Origin of the sequence: Prevotella sp. P5-126 (assembly GCF_002251185.1) — a bacterium.
Taxonomy (GTDB): domain Bacteria; phylum Bacteroidota; class Bacteroidia; order Bacteroidales; family Bacteroidaceae; genus Prevotella.
The window spans coordinates 1-16,811 of sequence record NZ_NPIZ01000091.1 but is presented as its reverse complement, the minus strand read 5'-3'; the positions used below and the strand labels follow the sequence as shown (position 1 = coordinate 16,811).

Below are 16,811 nucleotides of genomic sequence, written 5' to 3'. Positions count from 1 at the left end.
TCATCGTCAGTCGTGTCGAATGTGTATCCATTACTGACAGAATTGGTAAAGAAGTACCCTGTTGCTTTGGTCGTACAATTTTGTTTCAGCGTTACCGCATTAAATGTACGCGTGCGAATCAGTTTGCTAGAACTATCCTTCATATTGACCTTTACATTGACAACTTGTTCTGTTGCTGTCAGAAAACATGAAATCATTGGACCGTCTATGAATGAATTGTTTGGCGTATTCTTCTTGTAGATATTAGTTGTGTATGATTGTTTTGCAAAACTAAATCCAGTAGATGGATTGAAAGTATATTGGTTTGGAGTACCTACATTCTGATCTGGGTCGATGATGATTTCCACTTCATCTACTTCTTCAGGGTAGGGATCTGTTGTACGAAGCATGAATGATGCAGTGATGCGTTTGCCAAAGTTCATTGTAACCTCTTTAGGTTCACCTCTGGTAATATCAACAGACATCGTTGTTGCATAGGTACTCTTGTAGAGCATGATATCATTGATGACCGCTTTATCTGGAGATACGATGTCGGCAGCTCCGTTACTTGGAGTTTTAGCCTTGTGTGCCACAGCTACGAAAGTGTATTTTCCAGCTGGAAGTTCGCAATTAATCTGATCGAAGTTCTCGTTTGTTCCTTTCGTTTTCTTTTCTTCATAAAACTCTTTGTTGTTTTCGTCGAAAACCTTAAATGCGATACATGTCACTTGTGCTTCTGCAGCACTTGCACGTGACGTTGCGAAATTTTGGTCAGGAACTACTGAAAAATCAAATCCAGAAAAACTGACTTTTACTGAGACAGGTTCTGTCACTACTGTGTTGTTGTCCTCTGATGAACAAGAGAACAGATGTGCTACAAACAAAGGTAGCAATAAAAAAAAGAATTTTTGCATAGACCTTTTAAATTAATATCGCAAAGTTAAAGTTTATTTTCATACGAAGCACGAAAAAACTCTTAAAAAAGTATAAAAAGCAGTATTGATATAACGAAAAATGGCAAATTCTGTCCTTTTTATAGCTGTGTCAGATAGGTTTTTATAAGAAAGTATTTGCAGAAAAACGGTACAACTGTTTGTCTTGTATTGCCCATGATGATTGATTTAGTATTAAGGTGTCTTATTAATAATATGCTTTTCTATTGAGCCGTAGTTTTAATAAAAAGAAACAAGGTAATTCTTCACAATGAAGATAACCTTGTTCCTTATAAGTTGTATAGAATGTTATAGAGGCTTAAATCTGACGTCCGTTGATGGCATATTTTTTATTGCCCTTCTCAATGATGATTTTACCATTCTTGACGTATTTGCGCGAAGTCTTATTGGGTGTGATAGTAATCTGTTCGATGCCTGTTGCCGATGAACAATAGACATAGATAATCAAGCAACATTGCTTGTTGCCAATAGAGAATGACAGTTTTTTCTCTACAGGTGCCTCAGTAAAACTAAAAGAGTGAGAAACAGTAGTGTATGTATCGTCAACCTTTGCAGGGAATACATAATCTGTGCTGGAATAGTTAACTCCATTGACGTTCTTGATGTAAGCATCAGCATCGTAGTTATCGTATCCTGTAAAGGTGACTTTCACCACTTTTTTCCCTTCTGGAATATTGATATCGTAGGCATTGGCAGAATACTTGATCGTATTGTTTTTTCCAGCACCATAGACTTTGCCTTTCGCATTTGACACGGTAAATCCATTGTTAAAATGGTAGGTGTTTAGACCATCTCCAGTGGATTCTTCTGAGTAGGTGACTGCAGAGAGCTCAAAGGCTTCACCTTCGCCGCCTTGTGTGGCATCGATACGCTTTTTCCAGGCGGGATACTCTTCGCTGATGAGTTTCTGACACCAACTGCCGAGATACTGGTAACTGGCTCTGTTAGTAGCCATCAGCGAGGTAGCCACAGGTACACCCTTGCTATCGATGACCGGGTCGGTATCAGCATAATTATAGAGGAAACGATAGAAGAGGTGAGGGTACTCGTTTTTGTAGATAGAGAAGATGGGTTTGTAGGCATTTTCAGCTTTGTAGCTCGACGTAGCAATTTCGTTTTCGGTGTAGGTATAATCTACGCCGTTGTAGTTATAGGTACGCTTCTTGCCACGCTCTTCCAGTTTTTTGAAAAATTTGTCGTAGATTTTCTTGCCACTCTCACCGCCAATCTGTATGAATCGTCCCCAAATAGCGCTACCGCTTTTGTCGATGATACGACGGTCTTGCTCGCCTTTTGCATTTGTGAAATCTTCAATGGCCTTACCCTCTATCTTATGGTTGTCGAGCCAAGTCACAGCCGCTGTAATAGCCTCCTGGAGTTCGGTAGAAGGTTTCTCGACAGTCATCAAGAAGGAGATAAGGTTGGCAGATTCATATCCGCTGACAGAAGGCAGTTCGTGAGGGCGTCCTTCTGCTGGCAGAAAATCGACAGGGTCGTGCTGTGCACACCATGCAGCCTTGACACCATTGTCATCGATTTGGCATTTCAGAATCACGTCGATGGCTTTATTGAAAGATGTCATACACTTAGTGCGTATGGTTTCGTCTGCAATATTGGTGAAATCGCCCTTGTTGTTATTGATGTCACGCAAGAGTTTCATCACATTGGAGACGAGGTCATCGTTGAAGGTGATGTAGTCTTGGTAACTGCCGTTGCCCGACAGCGGCCAGTATTGTGACCATCCGCCGCATGATTTCTCCGAAGTGAAGATCATATCAAGACCTTTAGTGAAGGCTGTACGGTATTTTTCTATCTTTGTGGCTTGCCATACTTTTGCCAAGAATCGCATCTCCTGTGTTGTTGCCGCATTATCGAGACAGGAATGCTCATCGCGACTAGCCTTCAGGTTTGCTAACTGATCGGGAGTGAGTTTGTGTAGTTGATCATTTTTCATCCATCCTCCCGTCGTCTTCTGTACATCGAGCACAATATCGGCGATGGCTTTAGCCTCATCGGTACCATACCATTCGGCTCCCATTTTTCCGTTGCAGACATCAGCCCATGACAACGTGGTTATATCGGTGGCGTTGACACCTGTACATAGTCCTAGCAACGCAATGACTGTGAGTAAATAGTGCTTCATAGAAAATTATGTTTTAGTAAGTTTGTTGTTTCCTAGTTTGGTTGCAAAGTTACAAATAATATTCTTAAATAAAAGAAAAAGTATGATTTTCTTTGTTATTCAGTCTCTTTTCCCTAACTTTGTGGTTCATTTGAATATAAACATGAACGACTATATTGAGATAAAAGGTGCGCGGGTCAACAATCTTAAGAATATCAATGTTAAGATACCCCGCAACAAACTGATTGTGGTGACTGGAGTCAGTGGCAGTGGTAAATCGTCATTGGCATTTGATACCTTGTATGCTGAAGGTCAGCGTCGCTACGTGGAGAGCCTGTCGAGTTATGCTCGTCAGTTTCTAGGACGTATGAACAAGCCCGAATGTTACTTTATCAAAGGTATTCCGCCTGCCATTGCCATCGAACAGCGTGTGATTTCACGCAATCCTCGTTCTACTGTAGGTACTACCACAGAGATTTACGAATACCTCCGACTGCTGTTTGCCCGAATAGGTAGAACCTACTCGCCGATTAGTGGTCAAGAGGTGAAGAAACATTCCACGGAGGATATCATCGCTTGTACCCAGCAATATGCGGCAGGAACTCGTTTCTTGATTATGGCTCCTGTAGTACTCCCTGAATCGCGTACATTGGGTCAGCAACTTAAAACCTACGTTTATAATGGATATTCGCGCTTGTTTGCCAAGGGCGAACTCTCGCGCATAGACGATTATCTGCAAGCGCATCCAGAAGCAGAAACGGCAACGACCGCTGAAGGTCTCTACCTTGTGATAGACCGTATGGCGGTAGATGCCGCCAAAGATGCTGTGTCGCGATTGACAGACTCTACAGAGACAGCCTTCTACGAAGGTAATGGAGAATGTCGGTTGGTGTTCATGCCTTCGATGATTTCCTATGATTTCTCTATGCGTTTTGAAGCGGATGGAATCACCTTTGAAGAACCTAACGACAATATGTTCTCGTTCAACTCTCCAGCCGGAGCCTGTCCTGAATGTCAGGGTTTTGGCAATATCATCGGTATCGACGAACACTTGGTGATTCCTGACACGTCACTGTCGGTTTATGACGGTTGTGTGGTATGCTGGCATGGTGAAAAGATGAAAGCATGGAAAGAGGAATTCTGTCGCAGAGCAGCCCTTGACGATTTTCCTATCTTTGAACCCTATTATAATCTGACACAAAAGCAGAAAAACCAACTCTGGCACGGCTTGCCGTCAGACCGCAAACGTGCTAAGGGAGAACGGGTGTCGATAGATGATTTCTTCCGCATGGTTACAGAAAATCAGTATAAGATACAATACCGTGTGATGTTGAGCCGATACCGTGGTAAAACCACTTGTCCGAAGTGTCACGGATCACGACTGAAGCCCGAAGCCAACTACGTGAAAATAGCAGGCAGAAGCATTAGCGACCTTGTGGAAATGCCCATTGTGCGACTGAAAACATGGTTTGACCAACTCGACCTTGATCCGCAAGATGCACAGATAGGTAAACGCCTTCTGACGGAAATCAACTCCCGTTTGCAGTTTATGCTGGACGTAGGTCTCGGATATCTCACCCTCAACCGCATGTCAAACACGCTGTCGGGCGGTGAGAGCCAACGTATCAATCTCACCACCTCGCTCGGCTCATCGCTCGTAGGATCACTCTATATCCTTGACGAACCCAGTATAGGTCTTCATAGTCGTGATACCGACCGTCTCATCCGTGTGCTCCGCCAGTTACAGGCTCTTGGCAATACCGTAGTCGTGGTGGAACATGATGAAGAGATGATGCGTGCTGCCGATTATATCATCGATATAGGTCCTGATGCAGGCCGACTCGGAGGTGAAATTGTGTTTGAAGGGGATGTTAAGCACATCAGCGAAAAGGAGTTGGAAGAGAATCCCCACAGTCACACGCTCCGCTATCTGTCTGGTAAAGATACCATTGTCGTGCCTTCTACCCGCAGACCATGGAATCGCAAAATCAATATCAATGGTGCGCGAATGAATAATCTTCGGGGAGTGGATGTGTCCATCCCACTCAATGTAATGACGGTGGTGACGGGAGTCAGTGGAAGTGGAAAATCGAGCCTTATCAAGGGAATCTTTTATCCCGCCCTCAAGCGATTGCTGGGGGATGTATGCGATGCGCCTGGCGAATTTAGCGGTCTTACCGGAGATATTGATGCAGTGAGACGCGTAGAATTTGTAGATCAGAATCCAATAGGACGATCCACTCGTTCCAATCCAGCCACTTACGTCAAAGCCTATGATGCCATTCGCGAACTCTTTGCTGCCCAGCCATTAGCGCAGCAAATGGGCTTCACTGCGCAGTATTTCTCATTCAACGCAGAAGGCGGACGATGTGAAGAGTGTAAAGGTGCGGGTGTCATCAATGTGGAGATGCAGTTTATGGCAGATCTCGTATTGGAGTGTGAAGCATGTCACGGCCACCGCTTTAAGCGCGATATCTTAGACGTGCGCTTTGAAGGCAAGAATATTGATGAGGTATTGGGAATGACCATTTCAGAGGCCATTCAATTCTTTGGGGAATACAACCAGAAAACTATCGTCAGCCGACTCAAACCGTTGGAGGATGTGGGACTGGGTTACATCAAACTCGGACAAAATTCATCTACGCTATCGGGAGGAGAAAACCAACGTGTGAAATTGGCATACTTCATAGGGCAGGAGAAACAGTCGCCTACGGTGTTCATCTTCGACGAACCTACCACTGGTCTTCACTTTCATGACATTAAACGACTGCTCCGTTCTTTCGATGCACTGATCAGTCGAGGCCATAGCGTAGTCATCATCGAACACAACCTTGACGTCATCAAGTGTGCCGACTATATCATAGACCTTGGTCCCGACGGTGGTGACCGCGGTGGAAACCTTGTATGTGCAGGCACACCTGAAGAGGTGGCAACATGTGAAACGAGTGTGACAGGACGTTACCTCAAAGAGAAGCTCTAACGCTTGCCCAATTCCCAGAATGCTACAGCCGATGCTGCTGCCACATTGAGTGAATCGACTTGATGGGACATGGGAATACGCACTACGTAATCGGCATCACTCACTACATCGTGGGGGAGGCCGTCTCCCTCTGTTCCCAAAACGATGGCTAGCCGAGGCTCTTCCTTCAGTGTCTCATGGTCTAAAGCTACGGAGTCGTCGGTCAGTGCCATGGCTGCTGTCTTGAATCCATAATCATGAAGTGAACTGATAGGGCCGTCTATCCATGTCCAAGGTACGAGAAACACCGATCCCATTGATACGCGTACCGCTCTGCGGTTGAGCGGGTCACATGAGTTTCTGGTCAACAGCACACCGTCAATGCCCAATGCAGCTGCCGACCGGAATATGGCTCCGATATTAGTGGTATCTACCACGTTATCAATAACAGCCACCCGTCGTGCATCGTGGCAAATGTCTTCCACCTGAGGCATGCTCCATCGCTTCATGGCACACAATACACCTCTTGTCAACGCATAGCCGGTCAGTTCTGTGAGAAGATGTCGTGGTCCCGTATAGACTGGCACATCACCTATTGCAGCGATGATGTCACTGGCGTCACCTGTAATATGCCGCTCTTCACAAAGCAATGCTATCGGTTGACAACCTGCCTGTAATGCTACGCTGATGACTTTCGGACTTTCTGCAATGAAAATGCCTTCTTCTGTCTCTTTAACCTGTCGCAGCTGTGCTTCGGTCAACTTACTGAAAAGTTCGATACCTGGATGTGAGAGTGATGTGATGGGTATAATCATGAGTTAGTAATGTCTTTTTGTATCAGACTGCAAAATTACTACTTTCATGGGAAATAATCAAGAAAACGAAGCATGAAATCTTACTAAGACCTTAACCGCAAATCCAATTGGGCGATTGTTGGTTAAGTTTGATGGGAAACATGGCGAATAGCCTGATTTAGAAAACGAGAAACGGCGCAGTGGGGAATGCCAACCGCGCCGTTTCTTAAATATATGAATACAGATTACTGTTGTGCACGAAGTGCTTCCAATGATTCTTTCAGTGCTGCAATCTTCTCCTCTGAATCGCTCTGCTTCTTGCGCTCCAGGGCAACGACAGCCTCAGGAGCATTGGCCACAAAGCGCTCGTTAGAGAGTTTCTTCATGACGCCTGCCAGGAATCCTTCAAGGTGCTTCAACTGAGCCTCTTGCTTTTCTATCTCGGCAGCAATGTCGATCATGTTGCCAAGAGGAATGGCAAACTCATCGGTTCCTACCATGAAGGCAGCAGCGGTAGTGTCTTTCTCTGCCACAGTATCGATCTCGCTGATATTGGCCATCTTCACAATCACATCGGTGTAAGTTTCGTAATGGTTGATGCCCACTACCTGAAGAACGAGTGCCTCTTTCGGAGCGATATTCTTCTGGTTGCGTACCATGCGTACACCCGACACAATCTGCTTCACCAACTCAATGTCGGCGGCAAGAGCCTTCTCCTGATCCGTGGGGGCATCAAGGTGCAGACTCTCACGCATGATGCTTTCGCCGTTCTTGCGCTCGTAGAGAGCCTGCCACAGTTCTTCTGTGATGAACGGCATGAAGGGGTGAAGCATCTTCAAGAGAATATCGAAGAAATGGAGTGTAGCCTCGTAGGTCTTTTTGTCGATGGGCTGTGCCTCGCCATTGATGTAGGCAGGCTTCACCATTTCCAAGTACCAGCTTGAGAACTCGTCCCAGAAGAGTTTATAGACAGCCATCAGGGCTTCAGAGATGCGGTATTTGGAGAACAGATCCTGCAGTTCCTCGTTGACCTCTTTGAGCTTAGCTTCAAACCATGCTGTTGCAGTCTTGCTGGCCTCGGGTTGTTCAATGTCTGCCACCTGCCATCCTTTTACCAGACGGAAGGCATTCCAGATCTTATTATTGAAATTACGACCCTGTTCGCAGAGAGAGTCATCGAAGAGTATATCATTGCCTGCAGGAGCAGAAAGCATCATTCCCATGCGTACACCGTCAGCACCGTATTTTTCGATGAGTTCGATGGGGTCGGGACTGTTGCCGAGAGATTTCGACATCTTACGCCCCAGCTTATCACGCACGATACCTGTGAAATAAACGTGTTTGAACGGCATCTTCCCTACGTATTCATAGCCAGCCATGATCATGCGGGCAACCCAGAAGAAGATAATGTCCGGACCAGTAACAAGGTCGCTCGTGGGATAATAGTAGTTGATTTCTTCATTGCCGGGATTGTTGATGCCGTCAAAGAGTGAGATGGGCCACAACCAAGAGGAGAACCATGTGTCGAGGGCATCTTCATCCTGACGTAGGTCAGCATCGGTTATAGTAGCATCTTTCTCCTTGGCCAACTGCAGGGCTTTCTCGCGGGTTTCTGCCACAACGAAATCACCTTGTTCATTATAATAATACGCAGGAATGCGATGACCCCACCAGAGCTGACGGGAGATACACCAGTCTTGGATATTCTCAAGCCAGTTCTTGTAGGTGTTCTTATATTTCTCAGGATAGAACTTGATGTCGTCGTTCATAACGGGAGGCAACGCAATATCTGCAAAATGCTGCATGCGGAGGAACCACTGGAGAGAGAGACGTGGCTCAATAGCGGTGTCTGGGTTGCGCTCAGAGTAGCCCACCTTGTTGGTGTAGTCCTCAATACGCTCCATCAGTCCTGCCTTTTTGAGGTCTTCTGCTATCTTCTTGCGGCAGTCGAAGCGGTCCATACCTACATAGAGTGGAGACTGCTCGGAAATCGTTCCGTCGGCATTGAAGATATCGATGGTCTCAAGATTGTGGGTCTTGCCAAGCATATAGTCGTTGGTGTCGTGGGCAGGAGTAACCTTCAAGCATCCTGTACCAAACTCAATATCCACATATCGGTCTTCGATGACAGGAATCACACGACCTACAAGGGGTACGATGACCTTACGGCCCTTGAGCCATTGGTTCTTCGGGTCTTTCGGGTTGATACACATAGCGGTGTCACCCATGATGGTTTCTGGACGTGTGGTAGCCACAACAGCATAATAGCCTTTGGCATCCTTATGAATGATGTTGCCTTCTGCCAGCAGGGCTTCTTCATTGTCCAGTGAGGTGAGTCCGTCAACATAGTATTTGAGATGGAAGAGATGGCTTTTCTCTTCACGGTAGATAACCTCCTCGGTAGAAAGTGCTGTCAGGGCTTTTGGATCCCAGTTCACCATGCGTAAACCACGATAGATGAGTCCCTTGTTGAAGAGATCCACAAAAACCTTGATGACGCTCTCCGAACGTTTCTCGTCCATGGTGAATGAAGTGCGGTCCCAATCACATGAAGCTCCCAGTCGGCGCAACTGCTTGAGGATGATGCCTCCATGCTCGTCGGTCCATTCCCATGCGTGTTTGAGAAACTCGTCTCGACTCAAATCGTGCTTCTTGATTCCCTGTTCTGCAAGTTTCTTCACCACCTTGGCTTCGGTAGCGATAGAAGCATGGTCGGTTCCAGGAACCCAACATGCATTTTTGCCTTCCATACGAGCACGTCGTACAAGAATATCCTGAATGGTATTGTTCAACATGTGGCCCATGTGCAACACGCCAGTGACATTGGGGGGCGGGATGACAACAGTGTAGGGTTCACGTCCGTCTGGTTTTGAGGCAAACAGCTTGTTGTCCAACCAGTATTGGTACCATTTCGATTCAACCTCTTTTGGGTCGTATTTACTTGCTAATTCCATATTAAATATAATAAATCTCCTTTAATAATGTGCAAAGGTACTAATAAGCAAGGAAAATGCCAAATAAAATTTTGGTTTTTCGCTTGGTTATTAGTACCTTTGCACTATTGTAATTATAATGACAATGCATACAAGAGAAGAAAAAATGGAAGCTTTCGGGCGTATGCTCGATGTTCTCGACACACTTCGGGAAAAATGCCCGTGGGACAAAAAACAGACCAATGAAAGCCTGCGTCCCAATACGATAGAGGAAACTTATGAGTTGTGTGATGCACTCATCAAGGATGATGTGAAAGAGATTTGCAAGGAGCTCGGAGATGTGTTGCTCCATGTGGGTTTCTATGCCAGAATGGGAGAGGAAAAGCAACAATTTGATATAGCCGATGTCTGTAACCATTTGGTTGATAAACTGATATTCCGTCATCCTCATGTCTATCACCCTTCGCAGGTGGGAGCCTCTCATCCCCTGCCATTGCCTTATGGCGAGAATGGTGAAGCCAGCGAATATCAGAAGGCTGACAGTGTAGAAAAGGTGTTGGACAACTGGGAGCAAATCAAACAGAAAGAAAAGGACGGCAACAAAACCGTACTGTCTGGAGTACCTGCCTCGCTGCCTTCCATCATCAAGGCTTATCGCATCCAGGACAAAGCACGCCATGTGGGATTCGACTGGGAAGACCGGCAGGATGTGTGGGCAAAGGTGCGTGAAGAACTAACCGAACTGGAAACAGAACTCAAGAAAGAGGATAAACAGCGGTCGGAAGAGGAATTGGGAGACTTCATCTTCTCTGTCATCAATGCTGCCCGACTTTATCATCTCAATCCGGATAATGCCTTGGAACTGACCAACCAGAAATTCATCCGACGCTTCAATTATATTGAGCAACACAGCCTCAAAGTGGGTAAACCGCTCACTGAGATGACGTTGGAGGAAATGGACCAACTTTGGAACGAAGCAAAAGCACAGGAATAATCAACCCAAAAAATTAATAAAATGATGATGTTAACCAAAAGAAATTTGATTCCATTTGCCGTGGTAGCCATGGCAATTGTGACTATCTGCAGTTGCGGAGGAAAAGAAAAACGTGTACCTTTTGACAGTGGCGACTCAACAAGCAACGTACTTCAAGACAAGACAGTATATGGTGTCTGTGGAGACGGAACTGCCATGCATACCTTGCAAATCATTACTGACCTCGGAGATACCGTGACCTTTGATATTGCAGCGGCTGTGGATAATAATAAAGTGTTTGGAGGACTCCAGGCGGGCGACAGAATTGCCGTAGTGCCAGGAACTGACAAAAATACAGCGGTCTGTGTCATCAACCAGACCTCATTGCTCGGAAATTGGGTGATGCCCAATCCGCTTGACGGAAGTGATGAAGTGGGCTTCAGCATCAAAGAAGGTGGTGTGGCGGAAGGTATTGAACAGAGTTCCATCATCTACAAAACCTGGCGTTTGTTGAACGGACAACTTGAAGTGGTGAGCGAACGCGAAAGCGGTGGAGGTATCGAAGATATTGCCTTGTATAATATCATCAAACTGACTGCCGACTCTCTCATCATCAAGGATGCTGAGGATACCTTTGAATATGGTCGTCAACAAACTAAGAAAGAACACTCGGATATCAAACTTGAAGAGGCGTCGAGTGAAGACTTTAAAATATAATTGCTGTTCGAAATACTAACCGACTGTTCTCACATGGAACCATTTCGTGTGCATATACTTGGGTGCGGAAGCGCACTGCCTACACTCCGCCACTTTGCCTCATCGCAAGTGGTGGAGATGAGGGGAAAACTGTTTATGGTAGATTGTGGAGAGGGTACTCAGATGCAACTGAGACGCTCACGTATCCGGTTTACCAAAATTTCTGCTGTGTTTATCAGCCATCTCCATGGTGACCATTGCTTCGGACTTATTGGCATGCTGAGTACATTCGGACTCCTGGGACGTACGGCAAAACTCGATGTCTATGGACCTGCACCACTGGGAGATGTGATGCGGCAACAGATGAAGATCTTCTGCCATGATTTCGACTATGAGGTTGTGTTTCATGATGTTGATACCCGACAGCAACAAGTGGTCTATGAAGATCGTTCACTGACCGTGGAGACTGTTCCCCTCGAACATAGAATGCCATGTTGCGGATACCTCTTCCGCGAAAAACCGACCTTGCCGCATATCCGACGCGACGTGCTGGATGCCTACCATATTCCCGTGTCTCAAATCAATAATATCAAGGCGGGAGCTGACTGGGTGAGTGAAGATGGTGAACGGGTGAGCAATAGCCTGCTCGTTGAACCTGCCGATTCTCCTCGTAGCTATGCGTATTGCAGCGACACACGCTATATTCCGAACCTTGCATCGAGAATCAAAGGGGTGAGTGTGCTCTACCATGAGAGCACCTACACAGAGGAATATGTGGCCCTGGCAGAGAAATACATGCACTCCACAGCTCAACAGGCTGCCATGGTGGCACGTGATGCTGAGGCTGGAAAATTGGTGTTGGGACATTATTCTTCAAGGTGTGAAGACGAAAAAATACTGCTTGACGAGGCCAAACAGATTTTCCCTGATTCCATGCTTGCCAACGAGGGATTGACTATTGATGTGGAATAAATCGGTGAAAACAAGAGTGAAAATTTTGATATTTCAAAGAATATTCTTATTTTTGCAACAAATTATAAATAAATAACCGTATCACATGAGGAGATTGCTATTGTTGATAGCACTTTTTGCAACTGCAATGTTGACGCTGCCTGTTCAGGCTGCGAATAGCAACATGGTGTCTGTTGTGCGTGAGGCAGGCAACGAAGAAATCCATATTTCTGTAGCGAAAAATGCTGTTCATGTGATGGGCGCACAAGGCAAGATATTGGAGGTCATTTCATTGATCGGACGCCATGTGATGACTGTTAGAATAGATAGTCCTGCGCAGAAAATCGAACTTAATCTTCCAAAAGGGTGTTACATTATCAAGGTTGGCAAAGTGACAAGAAAAGTCATTCTCTGATTTTCGCAATTCTTTCTCTTGTCATCCTGTTTGCAGCATGTAACGGTCACCATGAGAAACAAGATGTTGAGACAATAAAGAATGTCATCGGAGAAATGAAGTCCGAACAATATGTCATGGATGCGCAAAGCATCAGGAAATATATTGTGGAATCATGCCGGCAATATGCGTCAAGCCGATATAAATTCATGGCACAATACTATGAAAACAATGGGGCGTTACTCTGGACTGACCGCTATGGACTGCGACCGCAAGCGGATTCTCTCATTGCCCGATTGCACCAAATAGATGAATATGGCTTTTCTCCACAGGCTTTTCAAATCGATGAAATAGAAGCGGATGCACAACGTGTACGTAACTTGGATTTCGATCGATCACATCCTGCTGGAAAAATATGTGCGAGTCTGGAATATAGACTTTCTAAGGCTTATCTCCGACTTGTCACAGGACAACGGTATGGCTTCGTCAACCCACACAAGGCTTATGTCTTTCAAACGGCTAAGGCGGATACCACAGGGACAATGAGAGGGAAGATGACATTACTCTATGACTTACCTGTTGAATACCCTTCCGCTGAGTTCTATCAACAGGCATTCAATGAGGTCCTTGCCAATAGGGTGGGTGAGGAGATGGATAGAAACGAACCGACTGATCCGCTCTATAAAGAACTCAAAAGGAGACTCCACGATGCGAAAGGACCTGACCGGCGCCGTATCTTGGTCAATATGGAGCGTTGCAGATGGCGCAAAGCACACGAAGTTTCTCTGAGCGGACGTCGTGTGGTGGTAAACATACCGGCATTCGAACTTTATGCTTACCAAGAGAACCAATGCCTCTCCATGCGCATAGGCTGTGGAACAAGCGAAACACGTACACCTCTGCTTTCTAGCGAAATCACCTATTTCCAAGTCAACCCCGAATGGGGCATCCCGCAAAGCATCATCAATAAGGATGTGGCACGACACGCAGGAGATAGTAGCTATTTTGCAAAACATAGATACCGCATCATCGAACGGGCTACAGGAAAACATATAGATGCCCGATTCGTGACCCGACAGATGCTGACCAATGGTATATGTCGCGTTGCACAGGAGGGTGGACCTGGCAATGCCATGGGACGTATCGTGTTCCGATTTAAAAATAACTATTCGGTCTATCTGCACGACACGTCATCACCGGGCTTCTTTGCCAATGCCGTTAGAATGGTGTCACACGGATGTGTGAGGATACAGAAACCATTTGAGTTCGCGCAATACCTGCTCGAAGATGCTGATGAATGGACGCTGGAACGCATACGTATCTCTATGGGAATCCGACCCGAGACACAACGTGGACGTGACTACATCCGGAAACACCCGTTGCTGGAGGAGAAAACCTATCGCCTGGTGTCTGTCATGCGACTGCCACACCCCGTACCCATATACATTGTGTATTATACAATCTACCCCGATGCAGAGGGACAGCTTCAATACTATCCTGACATCTATGCTTATGATGATGCGATCTGGAATGAAATAAAAACGATATCATGAGTCAGGAGAAATTCAACGAAAAACAACTCGTAGAACTTCTCAAACGACCTGAAACAAGACGTAAGGCTTTTGAGATTGTGGTACGCCAATATAGCGAAACGCTCTATTGGAAGGTGAGACGTATGGTCCTCACACATGATGATGCTGACGATGTGATGCAGAATGTGATGCTTAAAGCATGGACAAATATCGACTCTTTCCAACAACAGTCACTCCTTTCTACATGGCTTTACCGTATTGCCATCAACGAGAGCCTAAACTTCATCAGAAGCCAACGTAATAAAGCGGTGAATATCGATGCTGACAAACAAGCAGAACTGGCTGACAGACTCATGGCTGACCCTTATTTTGATGGAGACGAAACAGCTGCGCAACTCCAACAGGCTATAGCCTCGCTCCCTGATGTGCAACGCACCGTTTTCAACCTGCGCTATTATGACAATATGAAATATAGCGAGATGAGCCAGCTCCTCGATACAACTGAAGGGGCGCTGAAAGCGTCTTATCATATTGCAGTGAAGAAGATCACCGAGTTTTTCAATCAGAAGGATTAAACCTTTTGCGCCATTATACGTCAAACAAAAAAAAGAAACAATGAACGAAGAGAAATATATACACCAGCAAATGAAAGGAAAACAACCTTTCAAAGTGCCAGAAGGATATTTCGACGATTTGGCAATGAGAATCATGACAAATCTACCCGATGCTGAACAACATGGTGAAACACCTACTGTTACTGTTCATAAACATCGGACAGTAAGATTATGGATATCGGTTGCTGCGGCTTGTCTCGCTGTCATGGTAGTAGCTACCGCTCTCCTTTTCCAACAGGATTCTCCACAACATGTCTATAAGGTGCAAGCTGCAGAAATGTCTGGCGATAGATTTGTTGATGAGGCAGCCGACTATGCCATGATTGATAATACTGACATCTATGCCTATCTCGAAGATAATTGATGACCCACAAAATCCTGCAACAATGAAGACTAAGTTTCACACCATACTGTTAATGATCGTCATGGCTATGATGACGTCAGTAGCCTGGGCTCAAAACAACCAAAAGTTCTCTCCAAAACAATTCGATGCAGAACTCACGGCATACGTGATAAAGAAAGCGCACCTCACACCGCAAGAGGCTGATAGACTCATCCCTTTGATGAAACAGATGCACAGCCGCCAACGAACGGTGTTTGTAAGAATTAGAAATACGCACAAGACGCTACGCGAACACCCTAACGACAACGAGGCTTGCCGTAAGGCTTTGATAGAGCGCGACAAACTGAATATTGAACTCAAAACCATCGAACAGAAATTCCATAACAAGATGATGCGGGTGGTTCCTGCCAGCAAAGTCCTTGCTGCCGTTGAGGCTGAAGACCGTTTCTTCCGTCATGCCATGAAACAATGGAAAAATCGTCCACCAAAGAAATAACGCTTCACCGTCACACGGATTTTTTTTATTCCCACCATGTCCGCTTCCTTTTAACGTCACACAGATATTCTGGAACAGTGAGAGCAGAGGAAAAGCTCCATTTTATGGCACCTTTTCTCGCCATGGCAGAGTTTAAGTGAACTTAACTTCGTTGACTTTCCTCACGTTCGGAAAACTTCAAGCGAGCTTGATTTTTCGCTCACTTAATCGGAAAGCTTAATTCTGCTCATTTGGCTTAACGAAAACGTTCGGTTTCACTTTGCCGAGTCGTGACAGAATAAGCCAAAGGCAAATCACAGAAACGTTGGTGCTCCGGAAAATAATCCACGGATCACACGGAGAACACGGAGTGTTTAGTTTAAAGGTTATAGGTTATAGGTTATAGGTTAGTGTTTAGTGGTTAGCGTTAAGGTAAACGTTAAGGTTATAGTTTAAAGTTTAGAGATTCTAGTTAAAGATTATTCTTAGGATTTTATTTAAGATTTCGAGCCTGTAAGGCGATCCATAATAAAATTCTCCCCAAAAGCGAGGTACTCGAGCGCATTTTGGTCAATGATTTTTGTTAAAGATTTCGTTTGGAGATAAACTGCGAATCCACAATATTTCTTGCGAAGCAACATCTTAAAAAAGATTTCCACCAAAGATTTCTTGCGCTCGCGCAACCAAAAAAATAATTCCCCTTAATTCCGCAACACTATAATTTAACTTTATTTATAAGTTCCTGAGCAACAAAAAGTTGCCCAGGATTTTGCCATGTCAGAATTTTCACTTATCTTAGTGTTGCAAAAAGAAAACAAGCAAAACTCTAATATGACATGGCAAAAATACAAATTAAATCTGAGAAACTCACACCTTTTGGAGGAATTTTTTCAATCATGGAGAAATTTGACTCCATGCTTTCACCCGTTATCGACTCAACACTGGGTCAGAGATGCAGCAGTATCTTCGGATATCAGTTCAGCGAGATAGTCCGTTCGCTGATGAGCGTTTATTTCTGTGGCGGCTCATGCGTGGAAGATGTAACGTCACAACTGATGCGCCATCTCTCGTATCATCCTACCCTTCGTACATG

At 45.3% G+C, this 16,811-nt stretch carries 13 protein-coding genes and 1 pseudogene; 10 read left to right on the top strand and 4 right to left on the bottom strand.

Translation table 11 applies throughout. The annotated features are described in order from the left end of the window. On the bottom strand, positions 1-893 hold an 893-nt coding region (locus CIK90_RS11020), incomplete at its 3' end, for a hypothetical protein (protein ID WP_094465394.1). A gap of 337 nt (positions 894-1,230) precedes the next feature. Beyond that, entirely contained in the window at positions 1,231-3,075 is a 1,845-nt protein-coding gene (gene pelA / locus CIK90_RS11015) for a pectate lyase (protein WP_094390906.1), read from the bottom strand. A 142-nt stretch (positions 3,076-3,217) separates the two neighbouring features. On the opposite strand from pelA, the gene uvrA reads away from it, so the two are divergent. Then, a complete protein-coding gene (gene uvrA / locus CIK90_RS11010; RefSeq protein ID WP_094465392.1) occupies positions 3,218-6,034 on the top strand; it encodes an excinuclease ABC subunit UvrA in 2,817 nt (938 codons plus the stop codon). Here the strand turns inward: uvrA and CIK90_RS11005 are convergent. Together CIK90_RS11005 and CIK90_RS11000 are read right to left on the bottom strand one after the other, a co-directional pair. Then, entirely contained in the window at positions 6,031-6,828 is a 798-nt protein-coding gene (locus tag CIK90_RS11005) for an RNA methyltransferase (RefSeq protein ID WP_094465390.1), read from the bottom strand. The two genes, uvrA and CIK90_RS11005, sit on opposite strands and share 4 nt — an antisense overlap. A 224-nt stretch (positions 6,829-7,052) precedes the next feature. Beyond that, positions 7,053-9,761: a valine--tRNA ligase gene (locus tag CIK90_RS11000; protein WP_094465388.1), complete on the bottom strand. Its 2,709-nt coding sequence runs from the start codon at positions 9,759-9,761 to the stop codon at positions 7,053-7,055. A 124-nt stretch (positions 9,762-9,885) separates the two neighbouring features. On the opposite strand from CIK90_RS11000, the gene mazG reads away from it, so the two are divergent. The 9 genes and pseudogenes from mazG to CIK90_RS10955 all read left to right on the top strand — a co-directional run. Beyond that, positions 9,886-10,734, top strand: coding sequence for a nucleoside triphosphate pyrophosphohydrolase (gene mazG, locus CIK90_RS10995; RefSeq protein ID WP_094390910.1), 849 nt, complete (start codon positions 9,886-9,888; stop codon positions 10,732-10,734). Positions 10,735-10,755: 21 nt separating this feature from the next. Continuing rightward, entirely contained in the window at positions 10,756-11,430 is a 675-nt protein-coding gene (locus tag CIK90_RS10990; RefSeq protein WP_094465386.1) for a lipocalin family protein, read from the top strand. A 33-nt stretch (positions 11,431-11,463) separates the two neighbouring features. Next, complete coding sequence (locus CIK90_RS10985) at positions 11,464-12,381, top strand: ribonuclease Z (protein WP_094465384.1); 918 nt, start codon at positions 11,464-11,466, stop codon at positions 12,379-12,381. An 85-nt stretch (positions 12,382-12,466) separates the two neighbouring features. After that, positions 12,467-12,775: a T9SS type A sorting domain-containing protein gene (locus CIK90_RS10980; protein ID WP_094465382.1), complete on the top strand. Its 309-nt coding sequence runs from the start codon at positions 12,467-12,469 to the stop codon at positions 12,773-12,775. A 95-nt stretch (positions 12,776-12,870) separates the two neighbouring features. Next, positions 12,871-14,307 carry a L,D-transpeptidase family protein gene (locus CIK90_RS10975; protein WP_094465380.1) on the top strand — a complete coding sequence of 479 codons (1,437 nt, stop codon included), beginning with the start codon at positions 12,871-12,873 and terminating at the stop codon, positions 14,305-14,307. Further along, entirely contained in the window at positions 14,304-14,861 is a 558-nt protein-coding gene (locus CIK90_RS10970; protein ID WP_094390915.1) for an RNA polymerase sigma factor, read from the top strand. The genes CIK90_RS10975 and CIK90_RS10970 overlap by 4 nt, the downstream gene beginning before the upstream one ends. A 40-nt stretch (positions 14,862-14,901) precedes the next feature. Beyond that, complete coding sequence (locus CIK90_RS10965; protein WP_094465378.1) at positions 14,902-15,264, top strand: hypothetical protein; 363 nt, start codon at positions 14,902-14,904, stop codon at positions 15,262-15,264. Positions 15,265-15,286: 22 nt separating this feature from the next. Beyond that, positions 15,287-15,739, top strand: coding sequence for a hypothetical protein (locus tag CIK90_RS10960; protein WP_144007269.1), 453 nt, complete (start codon positions 15,287-15,289; stop codon positions 15,737-15,739). An 815-nt stretch (positions 15,740-16,554) separates the two neighbouring features. Continuing rightward, positions 16,555-16,811, top strand: a pseudogene (locus tag CIK90_RS10955) (IS1380 family transposase); the annotation flags it as partial.